The sequence below is a fragment of the Bradyrhizobium sacchari genome, assembly GCF_002068095.1.
Taxonomy (GTDB): domain Bacteria; phylum Pseudomonadota; class Alphaproteobacteria; order Rhizobiales; family Xanthobacteraceae; genus Bradyrhizobium; species Bradyrhizobium sacchari.
The window spans coordinates 648,267-669,174 of record NZ_LWIG01000001.1; the positions used below are offsets into that span (position 1 = coordinate 648,267).

The window sequence follows — 20,908 nt, forward strand, 5'->3', positions numbered from 1 at the left end:
CGCGTTTTCTTTACGCGAACCGGCATCCACTTCGCTTGAAAACGCTTTGGCTTTATTCCGCAACACGCACGGATTTGTCGCTGGCTGCCTCCGACCACTCGCCGACGACGCGATCGAGGTCGCAGAGATTCTGGTGCATCTGCTCCAAGGAGAAGCCGAGGGCGAAGAAGCGCTCGGCAGTGTCGCCGGGCTGACCGCGGATCAGGCCGTCATGACGGACGGAAGCGACCGCCTCGGCGTAGTGCTGGAGCGCGACGTGGACGGGCTGGATCGGCGGCGCGCCGGCGCCCTCGCGCAAGGCGCCAGCCGCCGAGCGCAGGAAGCGCGCGATCACGGTCGAGACCTCATTCAAGGGCGCAGCTAACCGCATCTGCACCTCGACCGGCAGCGGCACCACGGTGGCGCGGCCGATCATCACGACGTCATGGCGCAGCCGCAGCACGGTGCGCAGCAAGGGGCCCGTGTCGGGCCCGCTCGACAGCCGCGCCGCGCGCTCGCGCTCGGCTTCGGCACCGATCGCATTCATGCCGACCATCGCCGTGCCGATGCCGTCCTGGATCCGGTGCAGCGCGTCGTTGTCGCGGCCGCGCGTGAGGCCGGCGAGCAATTCGGTGAACGCATCGGCGATCAATTCTAGCAATTGTGCCGCAGCGGCACGGATCTGCCGCACTGCGCGCGACGGCAGAACGAGAAACGAGACCAGCAAGCCCGTGATGGCGCCGACGCCGACCTCGCTGACGCGGTCGATCGCCGAGGTCATGGGATCGGAATGGTGCATGGTCGGGACCAGCAGCACGATGATCGCGGTCACCGTCGCCGCGTTGAGGCTTGGATTGATCGCGGCCACGAAAGCAAGTGGCGCAACCGCCAGCACCAGCAGCCCCAACAGGCCCGCCTCGGTGGAATACGGAATCAGGATCGCGATGGCGCCGCCATAGATCGCGCCGCCGATGGTGCCGAGCACGTAGTCGCGCGTCGCCTTCAGCGAGCGGCCAACGCTCATCTGGGTCACGATCAGCGAGGTCAGCACCGCCCAGAGCGGCAGCAAGAGATGCAGCGCGGTGGCGATGGCATAGGCCGCGGTCGCGGCCACCGTGACCCGGATCGCCAGCCCCAATTGCGTCCGCCGCGCCCGGATCCGCTCAAACAGGTGCTTTGCGCGCGTCATACGGAATATCCCGATCCTCTCGCGGCGGACAAAAGCATAGCTGATGCCCGCAACCCCAAGCCCGCTTGAAAGGCCAAATCAGCCCGCCTAACCTGCGCGCCAAAACGAGGAAACACGATGGCCCACGAAACCGCAACGCTCGCCGCCTATGTCATCAACCTGAAATACCAGGATATTCCGGCGGAGGTGCTGGAGCGCGCGAAAGTGCTGACGCTGGACTTTCTCGGCAGTGCGATCCGGGCGCGGCGCGAGGCGGAATCGACCCCGTCGATGCTGAAGATGCTGGAGGCGCTGGCGCTCGACACCAGGGGCGAGTCCACCGTGTTCGGCGATGCCAAGACCTGGACGCCGGCGGTCGCAGCTCTCCTCAACGGCGCACTCGGCCATTCCCTCGACTTCGACGACACTCACGCCGATTCCTCGCTGCATCCGAGCGCGCCGGTGGTTCCCGCCGCCTTCGCCGTCGGCGAGATGGTCGGCGCATCGGGCCGCGACGTGCTAACCGCGATCGTCGCGGGCTATGAGGTGTGCTGCCGGCTCGGCAATGCGCTCGACCCGACCTCGCATTATGCGCGCGGCTTTCATCCGACCGCGACCGCCGGCACCTATGGCGCAGCGGCGGCGGCCGGCAAGCTGTTCGGCCTGAATGAGCAGCAGCTGATCGCCGCGTTCGGCGTCTCCGGCAGCCAGGCCGCGGGCTCGCTGCAATTCTTGGTCAATGGCGCCTGGAACAAGCGCTACCAGGTCGGCGCCGCCGCCATGAACGGCGTGATCGCCGCGACGCTGGCGCGCAACGATTTCGTCGGCGCGACCGAGTCGGTCGAGGGCAAGCACGGCCTGCTCGCCGGCTATACCGACGATGCGCACCCCGACAAGGCGGTCGCCGGGCTCGGCAAGACCTATGAGACCATGAAGATCGGCGTAAAACCCTATCCGAGCTGCCGCTACACCCATGCCGCGATCGATGCGCTGATCGCAATGCGGCGCGAGCACAATCTGACGCCGGACCAGGTCAAGCGTGTCGAGATCGGCCTGCACCGCAACGGGATCACGCTGACCGGCGATGCCGCGACCAAGCGCCACCCGCGCTCGATCGTCGGCGGCCAGTTCTCGATGTTCTTCACCGGCGCGCTCGCGCTCGACCAGGGCTCGTTCGGCTGGGACGACTACAACCGCCTCGGCGACGCCGCCATCGACGCGCTCGCCGACAAATTCGACGTGGTGCAGGACGACCGGCTCGAGATCGGCCGCACCCACCCCTTCGGCGCGCGCGTCAGCATCACCACCGACGATGGCGTGCATGAGCGGCTCTATGCCGATCCCTCTGGCGAGCCGACCTCGTTCCCGGACACGCAGGCGATGCAGCAGAAGTTTTTGACGCTGGCGCGCCCGGTGCTGAACGCGCGCGCTGAAAAATTCGCGGATGCGATCATGACGCTGGAGCGGTTCGACCGCGTGGCCAAGGCGACGGAATTGGGGAGATAACTCTCTCTTCCCCTCTCGCCGTTACGGCGGGACGGCGCTTCAATTTCACTGCCAATTGGCGCGCGACGTGATCCAGGCATCGGCGGGCTTTCCGAACAGATCGATCTCGCGATCCTTCCGCGCACCGAGCCTGCGCGCCACGGCCTGGGACGGCGCATTCCCGCTTTCGATGCAGTGCATGATCTCGTCGATCTCAAAGCTGTCGAACGACCAGTCGATCGACGCGCGGGCCGCTTCGACCGCATAACCTCTGCCGCGATATTCCTTTGCAATGCCCCAGCCGACCTCGAAGGCGGGCCAACCCGGCGGGCACCAGGGTCCAACGCGCCCGACATACCTGCCGCTCGCCTTTTCCTCGACCGCGAACATGCCGAAGCCATAGAGCGCCCAGTGCCCTGCTATCACCGCGGCGTTGCGCCAGCCGGCGATCTCAGTGGTCACCGGCTTGCCGTCGGCTGCGATGAACCGCGCCGTTCCGGGATCGCTCAGCATCACCGAATTGGGCGCGATGTCGCTGGCGCGCCACGGACGCAAAATCAGACGCTCTGTCTCGATTTGGGGACCCCTGACCTCGAGCAACCTCGCGCCAGGCTTGAGCGGCGGAATCATCTCTCTCCTCCCGTTCCCAACGATGTTCTGCTACGATCCTATCAGTAAGAAACAGGAGTTCACCATGAGCTGGATGCCCGACAACGATCCCGTGCTCGGCGACCCCAAATCCTGCGATGCGCTCGATCTCGTCATCGTGCCGCGTACGCGCGACCTCGGCGACGGCTTTGCGGTGCGCCGCGCGCTGCCGCATGGCAAGCGGCAGATGGTCGGGCCCTTCATCTTCTTCGACCATTTCGGCCCGGTGCAGTTCGTCTCCGGCAAGGGCATGGACGTGCGGCCGCATCCGCATATCGGGCTTGCCACCGTCACCTATCTTTTCGACGGCGCGATCATGCATCGCGACAGCGAGGGCAACGTCCAGGAGATCGCGCCCGGCGCGATGAATCTGATGACCGCCGGGCGTGGCATCGCCCATTCCGAGCGCACGCCGGATGCGCAGCGCGCCTCGGGCCAGAAGATGCTCGGCCTGCAAAGCTGGATCGCACTGCCGGCCGGCTCCGAAGAGATCGCGCCGTCGTTCCAGCATTACGCCGCAGGCGATCTGCCGATGATCTCCGAGCGCGATTTCACGGCGCGGGTGATCGCAGGCTCCGCTTTCGGCATCGCCTCGCCCGTGTCGATGGTGTCGCCCTGGTTCTACACCGAGGTCACGGCCGCGGAGGGCGCGAGCGTGCCGCTCGACCCCGATCATGAGGAGCGCGCGATCTACGTGGTCGACGGCGAGGTCGAGATCGCTAACGAGCGCTACGAGGGGCCGCGGCTGCTGATCTTCCGGCCCGGCGACCGCATCACCGTGAAGGCCCTGAGGCCGACGCGGATGATGTTTCTCGGCGGTGATGCATTGGAGGGCCCGCGCCACATCTGGTGGAATTTCGTCTCCTCCAGCAAGGAGCGGATCGAGCAGGCCAAGCAGGACTGGAAAACCGGCCGCTTCGCCGCGGTTCCGCAGGAACATGAGTTCATTCCGCTGCCGGAATAGGCTAATCCGGTCTCCGGCCGCGCCATTTGGCGCGTCCGGACTCCCGACGCCATGCCTGCAAAAGATTTGCCTGCGAAAGATCTGCCGATGACCGCCATGCTCTCCAGCGACCTGCCCCTGACCAAGATCGGTCGCGGCAAGGTGCGCGATATCTACGCCGTCGACGATGACCGCCTGCTGCTGCTGACCACGGACCGCATCAGCGCCTTCGACGTCGTGATGGGCGAGACCATTCCGATGAAGGGCGCGGTGCTGACGCAGATCAGCGCGTTCTGGTTTGGCAAGCTCGAGGGCGTGGTGCCGCATCACATGATCAGCGCGAATACCGACGAGATCATCGCGGCCGTGCCGGCCTTGAGGCCGCATCGGGCCGAGATCCTCGGCCGCGCCATGCTGTGCAAGCGCACCACCGTGTTCCCGATCGAGTGCGTGATCCGCGGCTATCTCTCGGGTTCGGCCTGGAAGGAATATGCCGGCTCCGGCACGCTTGCGGGCGAGAAGCTGAAGGCCGGCCTCGTCGAAAGCGAGAAGCTGGAGCCTTCGATCTTCAGCCCGGCAACCAAGGCCGAGACCGGCCATGACGAAAACATCACCATCGCCAGGATGCGCGCCGTGGTCGGCGACGAAGTCGCCTACACGCTGGAGAGCATGACGCGTGCGATCTACACGCTCGGCGAGGAGCTGGCGCGCGAGCAGGGCATCATCATTGCCGACACGAAATTCGAGTTCGGCCGCGACAAGGACGGCCGCATCATCCTGATCGACGAGGTCATGACGCCGGATTCGTCGCGCTTCTGGGCGGTCGATGCCTACAAGCCCGGCCAGCCGCAGGCGAGCTTCGACAAGCAGCCGCTGCGCGACTATCTCGATGTCGAGCGCCGCGCCGGCCGCTGGAACGGCGACGCTCCCCCGCCGCCCCTGCCGGCGAGCGTGGTGGAGGCGACCAGCAAGCGGTATCTGGAAGCGTATCGGCGCGTGACGGGGAAAGAGCTGAAGATCTAGCGCGGTTGCTTCGCTGCGCTCGCAATGACGTGGAGGGGCTGACGTACCTCTCCCATCCTGACCGCCCTTTATCAATGGCCGTTGAAGGACCGGGGACCCCGGTTGCGCTAGGGTCACCGCCCTCCACCACTCGAGCAGAGAGCGTGAGGCGGGCGTCGTCGCGTGGCAGATTCAACCGTTCATCTCAGTCCGTTCCTCCGCTTCAGCCCGGTCATCGCGCGTGCGCTGAATGACGTGCTCGGCGGAGCCGCCGCCAGCGTTCTGACCGTCACTCTCGGCCTCTCCTATGCGGTGCTGATCTTCGCCGGCCCGCTGGCGCCGGACCTCGGCACCGGCGTCGGTGTCACCTTCATGGCATCGGCGGTCCTCGCCCTCGTGATCGGGGTTGGAAGCTCCCTGCGCTTTGCGATCGCCGCGCCGGAAGCTTCGACCGCGGCCATGACCGGGATTGTCGCCTCGTCACTGGTCGAACGGATCACGGCAGCGGATCCCTCGTCACCGCTTCTGGCTCCGGTGCTCGTCACCTTTGGCCTCGTCAGCATCGCCACCGGCCTCGTGCTCTGCACCTTCGGCGTCACGCGGATCGGCCGCGCCATTCGATATATTCCCTATCCGGTGGTCGGCGGCTTTCTGGGCGCGACGGGCTGCCTGATCCTGCTGGGTGCCATCAGGGTCATCACCGGGCAGCCGCTTCAGCTTGCAACGCTCGGAAGCTTCGCCAACACGACGACGCTCTTCGAGCTCGGCGCCGCCTGCGCGATGGCCGCAGTGCTCTATCTCACCTGGCACCGCTCTCGCACACCGATCGGACTGCCGCTCATCCTGGTCGCGGGGACGCTCGCCGCGCATCTCGCCTTCTGGCTTGCCGGCATTTCTCCCGCCGAGGCGCAGAGGCTGGGATGGACCTTTCACCCGCCGGAGCAGATCGGACTGGTCTGGCCGTGGACGGCGCAGGCGATCGTTCATTATCCTTGGTCCACGCTGCCCGAATTGTCCGGCAATCTCATCGCGGTGATCTTCGTCACGGCATCGAGCACGCTGTTCAACACCACCGGCGTCGAGGTCGCGACCCTTCGCGAGGCCGATCTGGAGCGCGAGCTGAACGTCACCGGCCTCGCCAATATCCTCTGCGGCGCGCTGGGCGGGTACCCCGGCTGCATCTCGGTCAGCCGCTCTATCCTCAACTTTTCGGCCGGTGGGCGCGGCCGCCTCTCCGGTCTGACCTCCGCGGCGATCTCGGCCTCGATGCTGATCGTCGCGCCGGCGCTGCTCGGCTTCATGCCGAAGCTCGTGCTCGGCGGGCTGCTGGTCTATCTCGGCAGCGACACGCTGCACAAATGGATCGTGCAGTCGCGACGCCGCCTCACGATGCCGGAATATCTGTCGCTGCTTGCGATCATCCTCATCATCCTCAAATGGGGCTTTGTCGCCGGCATCCTGATCGGCGTCGTGATCGGTTGCACGATCTTCGCGCTGAGCGCCTCGCGCGCTAGCTCTATCAAATTCGGCTTCGACGGCACCGAATATCGCTCCTCCCTCGACCGCTCGCGCGATGAACAGGCGCTCCTGTCCACCCATGGCAGCGAGATCCAGGGCCTGAAGCTGCAGAGCTATCTGTTCTTCGGCTCGGCCAATCGTCTCTACCAGCACGTCAAGGCACTGCTGCAGCGGCATCCGGAATGCCGCTTCCTGGTCTTCGACTTCAAGCTCGTGACCGGAATCGATTCCTCGGCCGCCTACAGCTTCGACCAGATCAAGCGCGCGGCACTGGACCGTGGCATCGACCTTGTGCTGGTGCATCTTCCGCCCGGCGCCACCAAGGCGCTGCGCGACAACGGATTCGTCTCGCCCGAAGTGCGGATCGTGCAGGAGCTCGACCATGCCCTTGAATGGTGCGAGAACGAGATCATCGCCCAGCATCGCGGCCACGCGCAGGAGGAAGCCTCCTTGCGCGACTGGCTTACCCAGATCCTGGGCAACGGGGATGACGCTGCGCAACTGAGCCGTTGCTGCGAGCGCCTCGAGGTCAGGGCCGGCGAGATCATCGTGCGGGCCGGCGACCCCGCCGATTCCATGCACTTCATCCTCGATGGCCGGGTCGGGATCATGATCCCCGCGGAACAGGACGGCATGACACGGGTCCGAAGCCTCGGGCGCTACACCACGATCGGCGAGATGGGGCTGGTGTCACGCACGCCGCGCAGCGCCACGATCCAGGCCGAGGTCGACAGCGTGCTCTACGTGCTCAACGCGCACCAGTTCGACGCGATCAAGATCGAGGCCCCCGCGCTCAGCCACAAGCTGCTGACCTATTTCGTGTCGGTCATGGCCGAGCGGCTGACGTTTGCGAACCGGACGATCGCGGTGCTGCGGCGGTAAGGATTTACGCTATCAGGCCCCATGATAAGGCAGTTGGCGTGACCCATTGCGGGTGCGTTGGGACAATGGCTCCCGGCGTCGGTTTCCAGTATGATTTTGCGCGCAATTGGTTCTCCAAGCACGGCCGGGCGTGCTTCCGATGAAGCTTCTTCTATCGCAATCGCTCATGCCGCCGCTTGCGCTCAACGCAAACGCTTCGGTTGCACGCCGCTCTAGACCAGCGCGAGGAAGACTCCAGGGACCGCGCAGCGGCCCCTGAATAGCGAAAGCGCATTTGGAAGACAGCCCTTTTGGAAGATAGCCATGGAGACGAAACATGACACGTACACGAGCGACAAGAATTGCAATTGCAGTCTCGACGTTCACCTGCGCGGCGTTGTTCTCCTTCGCCTGGTCTGAGGAGCACGGCGTCTCGATGTCGGTCGACAGTGCGCAGGCGCGGGTCGGTCGCCCGCTGACTCCCGTGAGCGTTGCCGGCGTGGCGCGTCGACAGACACGGAGAGCCGCATATGGATACGGTGCCGCCGCAGTCGGGGCAGGTGTTGCAGCCGCTGGCACGGCCGCCGCCGTTGCCGCAACGTCACCGGGATGGGGGACCGGCCCCTATTTCGGTACGGGCTATTATGCGAATAGGGATCCTTACGCCTCTTACGCCTACTCGCCGGACGACTGGCGCAGGCGAAACGGCTTCGTCTGCACGCCCGGCACGATGACCAAAATGGAAGACGGCCGGATGTATCGCTGCCAGTAAAGTCGCAGGCTCAGGAGTGGGAGGCGGCTTTCGAGCCGCCCCCTGGCGGTTAGACCCCCGCCATCATCACGTATTTGATCTCGACATATTCTTCCATGCCGTGACGCGAGCCTTCGCGGCCAAGGCCGCTTTCCTTGACGCCGCCGAAGGGCGCTACTTCCGTGGTGATCAGGCCGGTGTTGACGCCGACCATGCCGGACTCCAGCGCTTCGGCGACGCGCCAAACCCGACCGAGATCGCGGGAGTAGAAGTAGGAGGCGAGACCGAAGGGGGAAGCGTTGCACATCGCGATGACGTCGGCCTCGTCCTTGAAGCGGATCACAGGCGCGAGCGGACCGAAGGTTTCCTCCTGCGACACCAGCGAGTCCGGCTTGACGTCGGCAAGCACCGTCGGCTCGAAGAAGGAGCGTCCGAGCTCGCTGCGCTTGCCGCCGGTGACGACCTTGGCGCCGCGCTTCACCGCGTCGGCGATATGGCGTTCGACCTTGTCGACCGCCTTCATGTTGATCAGGGGCCCTTGCGTGACGCCGCTTTCGGTGCCGTCGCCGATCTTCATCGCCGCGACCTTCTTCGAGAGTTTTTGCACGAACTCGTCGTAGATCTTGTCCTGGGCATAGATGCGGTTGGCGCAGACGCAGGTCTGGCCCATGTTGCGATATTTCGAGACGATGGCGCCCTCGACCGCCGCATCGATGTCGGCGTCGTCGAACACGATGAATGGCGCGTTGCCGCCGAGCTCGAGGCCAAGTCGCTTCACGCCGACGGAAGCCTGCTGATAGAGGATCTTGCCGACCGCGGTCGAGCCGGTGAAGCCGACGAAGCGCACCGCGGGATGCTCGCACAGCACCTTGCCGATCGGCGGCGCATCACCGGTGATGATGTTGAGCACGCCCTTGGGAATGCCGGCCTTCTCGGCGAGCACGGCCAGGGCGAGCGCCGAGAGCGGCGTCTCGTTGGCGGGCTTGAGCACCACGGTGCAGCCGGCCGCCAGCGCCGGCGAAACCTTTCGCGTGATCATCGAGTTCGGGAAATTCCACGGCGTGATCGCGCCGCAGACGCCGATCGGCTGCTTGATCGCGAGCAGGCGTGCATCGGGCCGCTGGCTCGGGATGGTCTCGCCATAGACGCGGCGGGCTTCTTCCGCGAAAAACTCGATATAGGCGGCGCCGATGTCGACCTCGCCAAGAGCTTCAGAGAGCGGCTTGCCCTGTTCGGAGGTGAGGATCAACGCGAGGTCCTCGCGGTTGGCGGTGATCAGTTCGAACCATTTGCGCAGGATGTTGGAGCGCTGCTTGGCGGTGTGCTTGGCCCAGGCCGGGAAGGCGCGCTCGGCGGCTTCGACCGCCTTGGTGGTCTCCTCGGCGCCAAGCTGCGGAACCTTTGCGAGCGCGACGCCGGTGGCGGGATTGTTCACCGCGAAGACCGGTGTGCCGATCCAGGCGCCGTCGATGTAGCAGGCTTCCTTCAGCAGCGAAGGGTCCTTCAGCCGGTCACGCAGGGTGGCGGTGGCTTGCGGTGCGCGGGCGGCGGCGGTGGGGGTCATAGGCGTTGCTCCCTGGGTCGGTCTGATCGGCCCGGAATATAAGGACGGACCGCGCGCAATGCACCGTCCGGCAACGCACATCTGATGGGAGCTAAAGTGGCAGCGGCGTGGTTACGCCGCGCCGCTCATATAAGTCTCGCGCCGTCCGATCATGCGCTCGGCGGCGGCTTTTGCATCGGCCTTCGAGGAGGTTGCGCAGGTCCGGTATTCGAGATCGGGGGCGTCGGATGTGTCGCGGCGGCTGAACCAGTTCTTCGAGCCGACCGGCAGCAGCGCCAGGGCCTGCGCCAGATTGTCGACCGCGCCGAACGAATAGAGCGCCCCGGTACCGGCGATGCGGACTTCGTAAATGCCGGGCGAGATCGGCGCTTCGAGGTTGTCGCCCCGTCCGGGACGGGGATAGCGCTTCCATTCGCTCCAGGTTGAAATCATCTGAGGCCCCCTCGCGGCCGGTGTCGGCCGCCAAATTTGCATCAAGTCTTAACGTCGGCCGACGATTGGCCGAGTGCTGAACGTCGCAACGCACAAAATGTTTCAAGTGCTTCAAACACGCGAAACATATCGGCAGGCCCCATCCACGGTCACGGTTCGTCGCGGTCATCCACCGCAGATTGTGACGGAGTGTTGCAGTTCAGCAGCCTTGTCGTCCTGCCTGGGGGGCGGGCCGTCAAGTCACGACATCGCGACCGAAGCCCGCAGGTTGGGCCGCTTGCCGTATGCGACCTGCAGGAGGACAATCGATCACTTCCAACAATAATCAAACCGGAGGAAACGCGCATGCAGAGCCAGGCCCAGATCGACGAGATTCTGCGCAAGACCAGCGATGCCAGGGAGATTCCCGGCGTGGTCGCGATCGCCGCGAGCGGTAACGATGTGCTGTACCAGGGCGCGTTCGGCAAGCGCGACCTCTCCAAGCCCGATGCAATGACGCTGGACAGCGTGTTCTGGATCGCCTCGATGACGAAAGCGGTGACGTCGGCCGGCGCGATGCAGTTGGTCGAGCAGGGCAAGCTGTCGCTGGATGCGCCGATCGGCGAGGTGCTGCCCGATCTCGCCAAGCCGCAGGTGCTCGAAGGCTTCGACGCCAAGGGCGAGCCGAAGCTGCGGCCGGCCAAGGGCGCGATCACGCTGCGCCAGCTCATGACCCACACCGCCGGTTTTGCCTACAATGTGTGGAATGGCGATCTCGCGCTCTATTTGGAGAAGACCGGAACCCCGAACATCTTCTCCTGCCAGGACATCGCGCTGAAGACGCCGATCATGTCTGATCCCGGTACGCGCTGGGAATATGGCATCAACATCGACTTCGTCGGCAAGGCAGTGGAAGCCGCCAGCGGCAAGCGGCTCGATGCCTATCTGCGCGACAATCTCTTCACCCCGCTCGGCATGAGCGACACCGGCTTCAAGATCACCGACGACATGCGCAAGCGGCTGGTCGCCACCCATGCTCGCGGCGAGGATGGATCGCTGGCGCCGATCCCGTTCGAGATCGAGCAGAATCCGGAATTTTGCATGGGTGGCGGCGGCCTTTACGGCACTGCCGGCGACTACATCAAGTTCACCCAGATGATCCTCAACAAGGGCCGCGGCAACGGCAACCAGGTTCTGAAGCCCGAGACGGTCGCGCTGATGGGCCAGAACCACATCGGCGATCTCACCATCGGCAAGATGACGACGGTTGCGCCCATGTACACCAACGATGTCGATCTCTTCCCCGACATGGTGAAGAAGTGGGGGCTGTCCTTCCTGATCAATACCGCCAAGACGCCGGAGGGCCGCAGTGCCGGCAGCCTCGCCTGGGCTGGTCTGGCCAACACCTATTTCTGGATCGACCCGGCGCGCGATGTTTCCGGCGTGATCCTGATGCAGGTGCTGCCGTTCATCGACGCCAAGTGCATCGAGGCCTTCACGGGATTCGAGCGCGGGGTCTATGCCGGGCTCGATGCGGGGAGCGGACAGAAGGCAGCGTGAGCTAGCACGTCTCTCACGGCGCGACGACCGTCATCCCCCGCGCAGGCGGGGGATCCAGTATTCCAGAGACGGTAGGGAGAAATCGAGAAGCCGCGGCGTACTGGATCGCCCGCCTTCGCGGGCGATGAAAGTGGAGAATGTGGGAAGCGCGCGCCGCAAACTCGTCATTGCGAGCGTAGCAAAGCAAAGCAATCCAGTCCGTCTCCGCGGAAAAATTCTGGATTGCTTCGCTTCGCTCGCAATGACCGGGGAGAGAGCGAGCCTTAAACCGTCAGCCCGCGCTGGCCGGCGAGCTCCTTCAGCGACACCAGCGGCCGCGCGCCGATGTGCTGGATCACTTCGGCCGCCGCGAGCGCGCCGAGCTCGCCGCATTGCTTGTACGCGAGGTTGCGCGCAAGGCCGTAGAGGAAGCCGGCGGCGAAGAGGTCGCCGGCGCCGGTGGTGTCGACGACCTTGTCGACCGGGAAGGCCGGGGCCGCGACGGCGTCTTCGGACGAGACCACCATGCAGCCCTTCTCGCTGCGGGTGACGACGCCGAGATTGACGTCGTTGCGCAGCTGCTTCAGCGCGGTGTCGAAATCCGAGGTCATGTAGAGCGAGTGCAGCTCGGACTCGTTGGCGAACACGATGTCGACGGTGCCGCCCCGCATCAACGAGAGAAACTCGTCGCGATAGCGATCGACGCAGAACGAATCCGACAGCGTCAGCGCCACCTTGCGCCTGGCGTCATGGGCGATCTTGGCCGCCTTGACGAAGGCGTCCTTGGCGTTCTTGGGATCCCAGAGATAGCCTTCGAGATAGACGATGCCGGCGGACGCGATCTCGGCCGGGTCGATATCGGCGGGCGACAGATCCTGCGCCGCGCCGAGATAGGTGTTCATGGTGCGCTCGCCGTCATCCGTGACCAGGATGTAGGAGCACCCGGTGGCGGGGCCGTCCTTGGCGGCGGGTGTGTTGAAGGCGACGCCGGCAGCGCGGATGTCGTGGACGTAGAGCTTGCCGATCTGGTCGTCCTTGACCTTGCCGACATAGGCAGCGCGCGCCCCCAGGCTGCCGATGCCGACGATGGTGTTGGCGGCAGATCCCCCCGAAACTTCCGTCGCCGGGCCCATGTCCTTGTAAATGGCGGCGGCGCGCGCCTCGTCGATCAGGGACATGCTGCCCTTGGTCATCCCGTGCTTGGCCAAAAAGGCTTCGTCGGTCCTGACCAGCACGTCGAACAGCGCATTGCCGATCCCGAGAACGTCATATTTCACGTCAGCCATTCACCTTGATCCTGTTTGGCGGATTGCGATCCCTGCGGAAATCCGCTTCCTGTCGGACTGGAATCTGGCTCGCGGCCTATCACGACCGGGCCTTCGCGGGCAAGCAACGGTATTATTAAAGGCCCATGATCCGTTCCTTCCTGACAGTCTCGACGGGAACACTGGCCTCGCGCCTGCTCGGCTTTGCGCGCGATTCCATGATTGCCGCTCTGCTGGGCACCGGCGCGGTGGCGGATGCCTTTCTGGCGGCATTCCAGCTCGTCAATGTGGTGCGGCGGCTGCTCAGCGAGGGGGCACTGAACGCGGCGCTGATCCCGGCCTGGCTGCGCGTCCGCGACCGCGATGGCGAGGAAGCCGCTTCCGCATTCGCAGGACGCGTGCTGGCGACGGTCAGCGCGGCCCTGATCGCGATCTCGGCCGTCGTTGCGCTGGTGATGCCGCTGATCATCACGATCATCGCGCCCGGCTTTCTCGGCAGCAGCACGCTCGATCTCGCCGTCGCGAACGCGCGGCTGATGCTGCCCTATCTCGCCTTTGCCGGGCCCGTTACGGTGCTGATGGGGCTGCTCAATGCGCAAGCGCGCTTTGCGCTGACCGCCTTCTCGCCGCTGCTGTTCAACATCGCGCTGATCGCCGCGATTGCGGTGCTGCTCGTCGGACATCCCGACGCGACGTTCGCGGCGTGGATGCTGGCGGCGACCGTCGGCATCGCCGGCCTGCTGCAATTGTTGATGCTGCTGTCACAGCGCAGTGCGAATCTTGCGACACCGCTGCGGGTGAGCTTCGACAAGGAGATGCGCGGCTTCTTCGCGAAGGCCATTCCCGGCATGATCGCGAGCTCAGGCCCGCAATGGCTGATGGTCGCGGGCGCGATCATTGCGTCGGCGACGCCCTCTGCTGTCTCCTGGCTCTATTTCGCCAATCGCCTGATCGAGCTGCCGCTCGGCATCGTCGGCGTCGCCATGGGCACCGTGCTGGTGCCGGAGCTGACGCGGGCCGTCAGCAGCGGCGACCGCGAGGCGGTGGCGCACGCGGAATCGCGCGCGCTGGAGCTCGCGGCCGGGCTGGCGCTGCCGGCGACGCTCGGCCTGATCGTGCTGGCCGAGCCGATCGTGCGGCTGCTGTTCGAGCATGGCGCTTTCGGTGCGGGGGACAGCATTGCGACCGCGCACGCGCTGATGTGGCTGGCGCTGGGCCTGCCGGCCCACGTGATGATCAAGGCGCTGTCGCCGGCGTTCTTCGCCCGCAGCGACACGATGGCGCCGCTGCTCGCGACGGCCAAAGGTTTTGTGGTCGCGGTCGCGCTCGCCGTGCTGCTCGGTCATGTCTTCGGCGCCAGCGGGATCGCGGCGAGCATCGCGGCCGGAGCCTGGAGCAGCGCGCTCTCGCTGCTCCGGAAGGGCACCAGCGAGTTCGGCTTCTCGGTGGACGCGGCCGCGCGAAAACGGCTGCCGCGGATCGTGCTCGCTGCGGCCGCCATGGGCGCCCTGCTCTGGCTGTCCGCGGATCTCGTGCCCGCCGGGGCGCATGGCCTGATCCGCTCCATCGTGCTGGGCGTGCAGATCGCGGCCGGGATCGCCGTCTATGGCCTGTTGCTGCAAACCCTCGGCGCCGCCTCCTGGCGCGAGGCGGCTGCCGCCTTGAAGCGGCCTGCCTAGCCCGGCCCGGCGTGGGACAAGCGAATTACCCTTGACGGGGCAGCGCCGCTGTTGGAAACGACGGCCGAATACCTATGGGAAGGCTGACCATGCCATTCGTTGAACGGGTCTTTTCGGGCGTCCAGCCGACGGGCAATCTGCACCTCGGCAATTACCTCGGCGCCATCGTCAACTTCGTGAAGATGCAGGAAACCCACAACTGCATCTATTGCGTCGTCGACATGCACGCGATCACGCAGGGCGTGGACGTCTGGGGTGGACCGGTCGAGCTCGCGCGCAACACCCGCGAGGTGACAGCGGCGTTCATCGCGGCCGGTATCGATCCCAAAAAGCACATCGTGTTCAACCAGAGCCAGGTCTCCGGACACGCCGAGCTCGCCTGGATCTTCAACTGTGTCGCGCGCATGGGCTGGCTCGGCCGCATGACCCAGTTCAAGGAGAAGGCCGGCAAGGACCGCGAGAATGCCTCCGTCGGCCTGTTCGACTATCCCGTGCTGATGGCGGCCGACATTCTGCTGTACCGCGCCACCCACGTTCCCGTTGGCGAGGACCAGAAGCAGCATCTCGAGCTGTCGCGTGACATCGCGCAGAAGTTCAACAATGACTTCGGCGACTCCATCCGCAGCCAAGGCACCCCCGACGGCCTGTTCTTCCCGCTCCCGGAACCCTTGATCACGGGCCCGGCGACGCGCGTGATGAGCCTGCGCGACGGCACCAAGAAGATGTCGAAGTCGGATGCCTCCGACAATTCGCGCATCAACCTGACCGACGACGCCGACACCATCGCGCAGAAGATCCGCAAGGCGAAGACCGATCCGGAGCCGCTGCCGACTGAAGAGAAAGGCCTGGAAGCCCGCCCCGAGGCCGACAATCTCGTCGGCATCTTCGCCGCGCTCTCCGGCCGCTCCAAGGCCGACGTGCTCCGTGAATTCGGCGGCGGCCAGTTCTCCAGCTTCAAGAACGCGCTGGCGGAGCTGTGCGTGACAAAACTCGCCCCGATCGCCGGCGAGATGAAGCGCCTGGTCGCCGACCCCGGCCATATCGACTCGATCCTGAACGAGGGTTCCGACCGGGCCCGTGCCATCGCCGACGAGACCATGAAGCTGTCGAAGGACATCGTCGGCTTCATCCGCCGGCGCTAAGGCGCAATCGCGAGACCGGCTGGCGCCACGGCGCCGGCCGCTTCGCCCCTCCCAAACATTGCGGGAGTGTGGCAGCATGCCGGCCGTGCACATGCCGGGACATGCATGACCAGCAAGCGACTTTGCTTCGAGCCGGGTCACAAGCCCAAATGCCTCGTCGTCGTCGACGACAGCGCCGAATGGGATCGCGCGGTCTATTACGCCAGCCGCTGGGCGATCCGGGCCGGCGGCGGCGTGGTGATGCTGCGCATCATCGAGCCCGAGGAGCAGACGCAGGAGTGGCTCGGCGTCGCCGATATCATGCGCGCCGAGGCGCAGGAGGCGGCCGAGGCCGCGCTCGACCGCGCCGCCGGCAGAGCCAACGGCATCGCCGCGATCACGCCGGAACGGGTGATCCGCGAAGGGGCCGCGATGGAACAGCTGCTCGCCGTCATCGACGAGGACCCCGATATCGCCATGCTGGTGCTCGCCGCCAGTCCCGGCGCGGAGGGTCCTGGACCTCTGGTCGCGCTGCTCGCGCATGCGCTCGGCACGTTCCCGGTGCCGGTGACGATCATTTCGGGCGCGCTGAGCGACCAGAGCGTGGATTCGCTGGTGTAGGCCGCTGTCTTCACCTCGCCCCGCTTGCGGGGAGAGCGGAACGAAGCCCCTAACCTGCTGATATAATTGCAGAACGCCCCTCCGCCCCCTTGATCGTGCGTTCCCCGTCGCCATCTGCTAGGTGATAGAGCACGCGCCGGCCTTGAACCGGCGACGTCTGGAGAAAACCATGTTCATTCAAACCGAAGCCACCCCCAATCCCGCCACGCTGAAGTTCATTCCCGGCCGGGTCGTCGTCGACGGCAGCCCGATGGAATTTGCGAGCCGCGAATCGGCCGCGCGTTCGCCGCTGGCCGAAAAGCTGTTCGACGTGCCCGGCGTCACCGGCGTGTTCTACGGATCGGATTTCATCACCGTGACGAAAGCGAGCGGTGAATGGCAGCAGCTCAAGCCCGCGATTCTCGGCGCAATCATGGAGCACTACATGTCCGGCGCGCCGCTGCTCGCCGGCGGCGAAGCGCAGGGCGATGTCGATCTCGACGACGAGGACGAGTTCTTCGACGAGGCCGATGCCGAGACGGTCGACATGATCAAGGACCTGATCGAGACCCGCGTGCGGCCGGCGGTCGCCAATGACGGCGGCGACATCACCTTCCGCGGCTTCAAGGATGGCATCGTCTATCTCAACATGAAGGGCGCCTGCTCGGGCTGCCCGTCATCAACCGCAACGCTCCAGCACGGTATCCAGAACCTGCTCAAGCACTTCGTGCCCGATGTGGTCGAAGTCCGGCCGATGTGACGACGAAGTCGTCATCCCGGGGCGGTCCGCAGGACCGAGCTCCGGCGCGCGGTTGCGCGCCTGAGAATCTCGAGATTCCGGGTCTGGTGCTAACGCACCATCCCGGAATGACGGTTGTGGTAGGGTGGCATTTGGGGGCCTGCAAATCGTGCGTGATGAATGGCGGATAGGCGCTCGGTTCGCTAGACTGCTCTGCATTCGCCACCCGCCAGCCGCTGTTTCATGCTGATCCTTGCCATCGATACTGCACTCGAAGCGTGCGCGGCGGCCGTGCTCGACACCGACGCCGGCGAGCTGCTTGCGCAGGAGCAGCAGCTCATGAAGCGCGGCCACGCCGAGGCCTTGATGCCGATGGTCGCGCGCGTGATGCGATCGGCCAATCTCGCCTTCACCTCGCTCGACCGCATCGCCGTCACCGTCGGCCCCGGCAGTTTCACCGGCCTGCGTGTCGGCATCTCGGCGGCGCGCGGCCTCGCGCTTGCGGCGAAACGGCCGGCCGTCGGGCTGACGACGCTGTCAGCCTATGCCGCCACCGTCGTCGCCCAGAGCAAATCAGCACCGGTGATTTCCGCGATCGATGCGCGGCACGATCACGTCTATTTCCAGATCGTCGCTGGCGACGGCAGTCAGCTGGTGCGGCCGGGCATCGCGCCCATCAATGATGCGATCGCGGCCTCGCAATTCGGCGCGCCGCATCTCGTCGGCAATGCCGCGAATATTCTCGCCGATCGCTGGCCGAAGGATATGCCGCAGCCGATCGCGGTCGACGCGCAGCCCGCGCCCGACATCGGCTGGGTCGCATGGCTCGGCGCAGCCGCCGACCCCGAGACCAATCCGGCGCGGCCGTTCTATCTGAAGGCGCCCGACGCAAAGCCGGCCGCAACTCCGCCGTTCGCACAAGCCGCAAGCTCATGATGGGATGGCTGTTGGAATGGTGGCGCGGCGGCACGGCCGCCGTCGAGCCGGTTTCCCTGCGCGATGCCGCACGGCTGGCTGAGCTTCATGGCGCCTCCTTCGCGCATGGCTGGGGCGAAGCGGAGTTCGAGAGCATGATCAGCGAGCGCAACACGCTCGTGCATCGCTTGCGCCTCGGCCGCAAGATCATCGGCTTTGCCGTCTCGCGGATCGGCGCGGACGAGGCGGAGATCCTTTCGGTCGCGGTCGACCAGGCCCATCGTGGCCGCGGCCTGTCCCGCGCGCTGCTGATGACCCATCTCGGCCATCTCGCGGGCCGCGGCGTGCGCACGATATTTCTTGAAGTTGAGGAAAATAACCAGCCGGCGCGGCGGCTCTACGACCGGGCCGGATTCATAGTGGTCGGACGCCGCGAACGCTACTATAAGCAGCCGAACGGGGAACAATTGAACGCCCTTCTGATGCGACGTGACTTGTCGTAACATCGATGGCAATAAGCGCCCCGTCAGGCAGACAATCATGACCGCACTGAAACCCTCTTCTGCATCCAAGGCGACCGGCATCGAGGCGCGCTGTGCCGCCACCGGCATGCGCATGACCGAGCAGCGCCGCGTCATCGCCCGGGTGCTCGCGGAGGCGGTCGATCATCCCGATGTCGAGGAATTGTACCGGCGCTGCGTTGCCGTCGACGACAAGATCTCGATCTCGACCGTGTATCGCACCGTCAAGTTGTTCGAGGATGCCGGTATCATCGAACGCCATGATTTTCGCGAAGGCCGCGCGCGCTACGAGACGATGCGCGACAGCCACCACGACCACCTCATCAATCTGCGCGACGGCAAGGTGATCGAGTTCACCTCCGAAGAGATCGAGAAACTGCAGGCGGAGATCGCCCGCAAGCTCGGCTACAAGCTGGTCGATCATCGGCTCGAGCTCTATTGCGTCCCGCTCGACGACGACAAGCCGACGTCTTGAGTTTCGTGCCCATCGATCTCATCATCTTCGATTGCGACGGCGTGCTCGTGGACAGCGAGGTCATCTCCTGTCGCGCGCATGCGGATGTGCTGACGCGGCACGGCTATCCGATCACATCGGAGCAGGTGCTGGTCCGCTTTCTCGGCGTATCGGAGAAAGATGCGCGGCGGATGGTCGAGCAGGAAATCGGCCGCAGCCTGCCCGACGACCTGGAGAGCCAAGTCAATGCGGCCACGCTGCAATTCTACGCCAGCGATCTGCAGCCGATCACCCATGTCGCCGCCGCGATCGCCGCGATCGATCTGCCGAGATGCGTGGCATCGAGCGGCACGCCGGACAAGATTCATCATGGCCTGACCTGCGCCGGGCTCCACGACCTGCTCGCACCGCACATCTTTTCGGCGAGCCAGGTCGCGCGCGGCAAGCCCGCGCCCGACCTCTTCCTGTTCGCCGCCGCGCAGATGAAGGTCGCGCCGGAACGATGTCTCGTGATCGAGGACAGCGTCCCCGGGGTGACCGGCGCGCACGCCGCCGGCATGACCGTGCTGGGCTTTCACGGCGGCAGTCACTGCCCCCCGGGGCATGCCGAACGGCTGCGGGCTGCCGGCGCCGGACTGACCTTCGACGACATGCGGCAATTGCCTGAACTGGTCCGGCGGATCGGGGCTGACGCTCTGGCAGGCTAGCCTCTGGCCGTCATTCCGGGGCGATGCGCCAGGACCGCGAAGCGCAGCCCGGAACATCGAACCCGGAATCTCGCGCCAAAACCTCTGGATTCCGGGCTCGCGCTAGCACGCGCCCCGGAATGACGGCCGAAAATGCCCCCATTCGCTGGATTTTCGCCACTGCAGCCTATATCTGAGGGCCGTCCTCCACCGCCATTTCGGGTTCCATGACGCCGCCGCGCAAGCTGCACATCAAATCATATGGCTGCCAGATGAACGTCTACGATGCCCAGCGCATGGTGGACACGCTGGCTCCGGAAGGATTCGTGGAGACGGCGAGCGCCGAGGACGCCGACCTCGTCATCCTCAACACCTGCCATATCCGCGAGAAGGCCTCCGAGAAGGTCTATTCCGAGCTCGGCCGGCTGCGCGTCGCCAAGGACGAGGCCGCGCGCGGGGGCCGCGCGATGCAGATCGCGGTCGCCGGCTGCGTGGCGCAGGCCGAGGGCGAGGAGATCGTGCGCCGGGCGCCGGTCGTCGACGTCGTGGTGGGACCGCAGAGCTACCATCATCTGCCGGAGCTCTTGAAGCGCGCCGGCAACGAAGGCCGCGCGATCGAGACCGAATTCCCGGCCGAAGACAAGTTCGGCTTCCTGGCCCAGCCGAAGCCCGCCGCGATCCGCGCGCGCGGCATTTCCGCCTTCGTCACCGTGCAGGAAGGCTGCGACAAGTTCTGCACCTTCTGCGTCGTGCCGTACACACGAGGCTCGGAAGTCTCCCGCCCCGTGGCAAAGATCGTCGATGATGTGAAGCGGCTCGCCGACAACGGCGTGCGCGAGCTGACCCTGATCGGGCAGAACGTCAACGCCTATCACGGCGAGGGGCCTGACGGAAAAACCTGGCCGCTCGGCCGGTTGCTCGAACACCTTGCGGCAATTCCGGGGATCGCGCGGCTGCGCTATTCGACCAGCCATCCCCGCGATGTCGATGACAGTTTGATTGCGGCCCATCGCGATCTCGAAGCCCTGATGCCGTTCGTCCACCTGCCGGTGCAGTCGG

General features: G+C 65.5%; 20 protein-coding genes. 15 read left to right on the forward strand and 5 right to left on the reverse strand.

Annotated features, from left to right (window positions below; all coding sequences use genetic code 11):
• Window positions 1–52: 52 nt before the first annotated feature.
• Entirely contained in the window at window positions 53–1,168 is a 1,116-nt protein-coding gene (locus A5906_RS02965) for an FUSC family protein (protein WP_080133748.1), read from the reverse strand.
• Window positions 1,169–1,285: 117 nt separating this feature from the next.
• Here A5906_RS02965 and A5906_RS02970 point away from each other — a divergent pair, with 117 nt between their 5' ends.
• Window positions 1,286–2,653 carry an MmgE/PrpD family protein gene (locus tag A5906_RS02970; RefSeq protein WP_080133749.1) on the forward strand — a complete coding sequence of 456 codons (1,368 nt, stop codon included), beginning with the start codon at window positions 1,286–1,288 and terminating at the stop codon, window positions 2,651–2,653.
• Between the two features lie 45 nt (window positions 2,654–2,698).
• On the opposite strand, the gene A5906_RS02975 is transcribed toward A5906_RS02970, so the two are convergent.
• Complete coding sequence (locus tag A5906_RS02975) at window positions 2,699–3,262, reverse strand: GNAT family N-acetyltransferase (RefSeq protein ID WP_080133750.1); 564 nt, start codon at window positions 3,260–3,262, stop codon at window positions 2,699–2,701.
• Between the two features lie 64 nt (window positions 3,263–3,326).
• On the opposite strand from A5906_RS02975, the gene A5906_RS02980 reads away from it, so the two are divergent.
• The 4 genes from A5906_RS02980 to A5906_RS46095 all read left to right on the forward strand — a co-directional run bounded on the left by A5906_RS02980 (window position 3,327) and on the right by A5906_RS46095 (window position 8,376).
• A complete protein-coding gene (locus tag A5906_RS02980) occupies window positions 3,327–4,244 on the forward strand; it encodes a pirin family protein (protein ID WP_080134043.1) in 918 nt (305 codons plus the stop codon).
• An 87-nt stretch (window positions 4,245–4,331) separates the two neighbouring features.
• On the forward strand, window positions 4,332–5,246 hold the full coding sequence (locus A5906_RS02985; RefSeq protein ID WP_080134044.1) for a phosphoribosylaminoimidazolesuccinocarboxamide synthase: 915 nt from the start codon (window positions 4,332–4,334) through the stop codon (window positions 5,244–5,246).
• 162 nt (window positions 5,247–5,408) lie between these two features.
• Window positions 5,409–7,625, forward strand: coding sequence for an SLC26A/SulP transporter family protein (locus tag A5906_RS02990; protein WP_080133751.1), 2,217 nt, complete (start codon window positions 5,409–5,411; stop codon window positions 7,623–7,625).
• A gap of 316 nt (window positions 7,626–7,941) precedes the next feature.
• On the forward strand, window positions 7,942–8,376 hold the full coding sequence (locus A5906_RS46095; RefSeq protein WP_347337584.1) for a hypothetical protein: 435 nt from the start codon (window positions 7,942–7,944) through the stop codon (window positions 8,374–8,376).
• A gap of 49 nt (window positions 8,377–8,425) precedes the next feature.
• On the opposite strand, the gene A5906_RS03000 is transcribed toward A5906_RS46095, so the two are convergent.
• On the reverse strand, window positions 8,426–9,919 hold the full coding sequence (locus A5906_RS03000) for an NAD-dependent succinate-semialdehyde dehydrogenase (RefSeq protein ID WP_080133752.1): 1,494 nt from the start codon (window positions 9,917–9,919) through the stop codon (window positions 8,426–8,428).
• Between the two features lie 111 nt (window positions 9,920–10,030).
• Window positions 10,031–10,351, reverse strand: a complete 321-nt coding sequence (locus A5906_RS03005) for a hypothetical protein (RefSeq protein ID WP_080133753.1) — start codon at window positions 10,349–10,351, stop codon at window positions 10,031–10,033.
• A 345-nt stretch (window positions 10,352–10,696) separates the two neighbouring features.
• Between A5906_RS03005 and A5906_RS03010 the strand changes: the two genes are divergently transcribed.
• Window positions 10,697–11,890 (forward strand): serine hydrolase domain-containing protein, encoded by a 1,194-nt coding sequence (locus A5906_RS03010; RefSeq protein WP_080133754.1) that lies wholly within the window; start codon window positions 10,697–10,699, stop codon window positions 11,888–11,890.
• 263 nt (window positions 11,891–12,153) lie between these two features.
• Here A5906_RS03010 and A5906_RS03015 read toward each other — a convergent pair whose 3' ends face one another.
• A complete protein-coding gene (locus A5906_RS03015; protein WP_080133755.1) occupies window positions 12,154–13,155 on the reverse strand; it encodes an adenosine kinase in 1,002 nt (333 codons plus the stop codon).
• A gap of 125 nt (window positions 13,156–13,280) precedes the next feature.
• On the opposite strand from A5906_RS03015, the gene murJ reads away from it, so the two are divergent.
• The 9 genes from murJ to A5906_RS43720 all read left to right on the forward strand — a co-directional run.
• Window positions 13,281–14,813: a murein biosynthesis integral membrane protein MurJ gene (gene murJ / locus A5906_RS03020; RefSeq protein ID WP_080133756.1), complete on the forward strand. Its 1,533-nt coding sequence runs from the start codon at window positions 13,281–13,283 to the stop codon at window positions 14,811–14,813.
• 89 nt (window positions 14,814–14,902) lie between these two features.
• The gene (trpS, locus tag A5906_RS03025; protein ID WP_080134045.1) at window positions 14,903–15,955 is read left to right on the forward strand and encodes a tryptophan--tRNA ligase; all 1,053 of its coding nucleotides are present in this window, start codon (window positions 14,903–14,905) and stop codon (window positions 15,953–15,955) included.
• Window positions 15,956–16,060: 105 nt separating this feature from the next.
• Complete coding sequence (locus A5906_RS03030) at window positions 16,061–16,555, forward strand: universal stress protein (protein ID WP_080134046.1); 495 nt, start codon at window positions 16,061–16,063, stop codon at window positions 16,553–16,555.
• Between the two features lie 169 nt (window positions 16,556–16,724).
• Entirely contained in the window at window positions 16,725–17,294 is a 570-nt protein-coding gene (locus tag A5906_RS03035) for a NifU family protein (RefSeq protein ID WP_080133757.1), read from the forward strand.
• 222 nt (window positions 17,295–17,516) lie between these two features.
• Window positions 17,517–18,209 (forward strand): tRNA (adenosine(37)-N6)-threonylcarbamoyltransferase complex dimerization subunit type 1 TsaB, encoded by a 693-nt coding sequence (gene tsaB, locus A5906_RS03040; protein ID WP_080133758.1) that lies wholly within the window; start codon window positions 17,517–17,519, stop codon window positions 18,207–18,209.
• Window positions 18,206–18,691 carry a ribosomal protein S18-alanine N-acetyltransferase gene (rimI, locus tag A5906_RS03045; RefSeq protein WP_080133759.1) on the forward strand — a complete coding sequence of 162 codons (486 nt, stop codon included), beginning with the start codon at window positions 18,206–18,208 and terminating at the stop codon, window positions 18,689–18,691. Before tsaB ends, rimI begins: the two co-directional genes overlap by 4 nt.
• A gap of 37 nt (window positions 18,692–18,728) precedes the next feature.
• Window positions 18,729–19,184, forward strand: a complete 456-nt coding sequence (locus tag A5906_RS03050; RefSeq protein ID WP_080133760.1) for a Fur family transcriptional regulator — start codon at window positions 18,729–18,731, stop codon at window positions 19,182–19,184.
• A gap of 5 nt (window positions 19,185–19,189) precedes the next feature.
• Window positions 19,190–19,870 (forward strand): HAD family hydrolase, encoded by a 681-nt coding sequence (locus A5906_RS03055; protein ID WP_080134047.1) that lies wholly within the window; start codon window positions 19,190–19,192, stop codon window positions 19,868–19,870.
• 206 nt (window positions 19,871–20,076) lie between these two features.
• The coding region (locus tag A5906_RS43720) for a MiaB/RimO family radical SAM methylthiotransferase (protein ID WP_245326567.1) at window positions 20,077–20,908 on the forward strand (832 nt) is incomplete at its 3' end.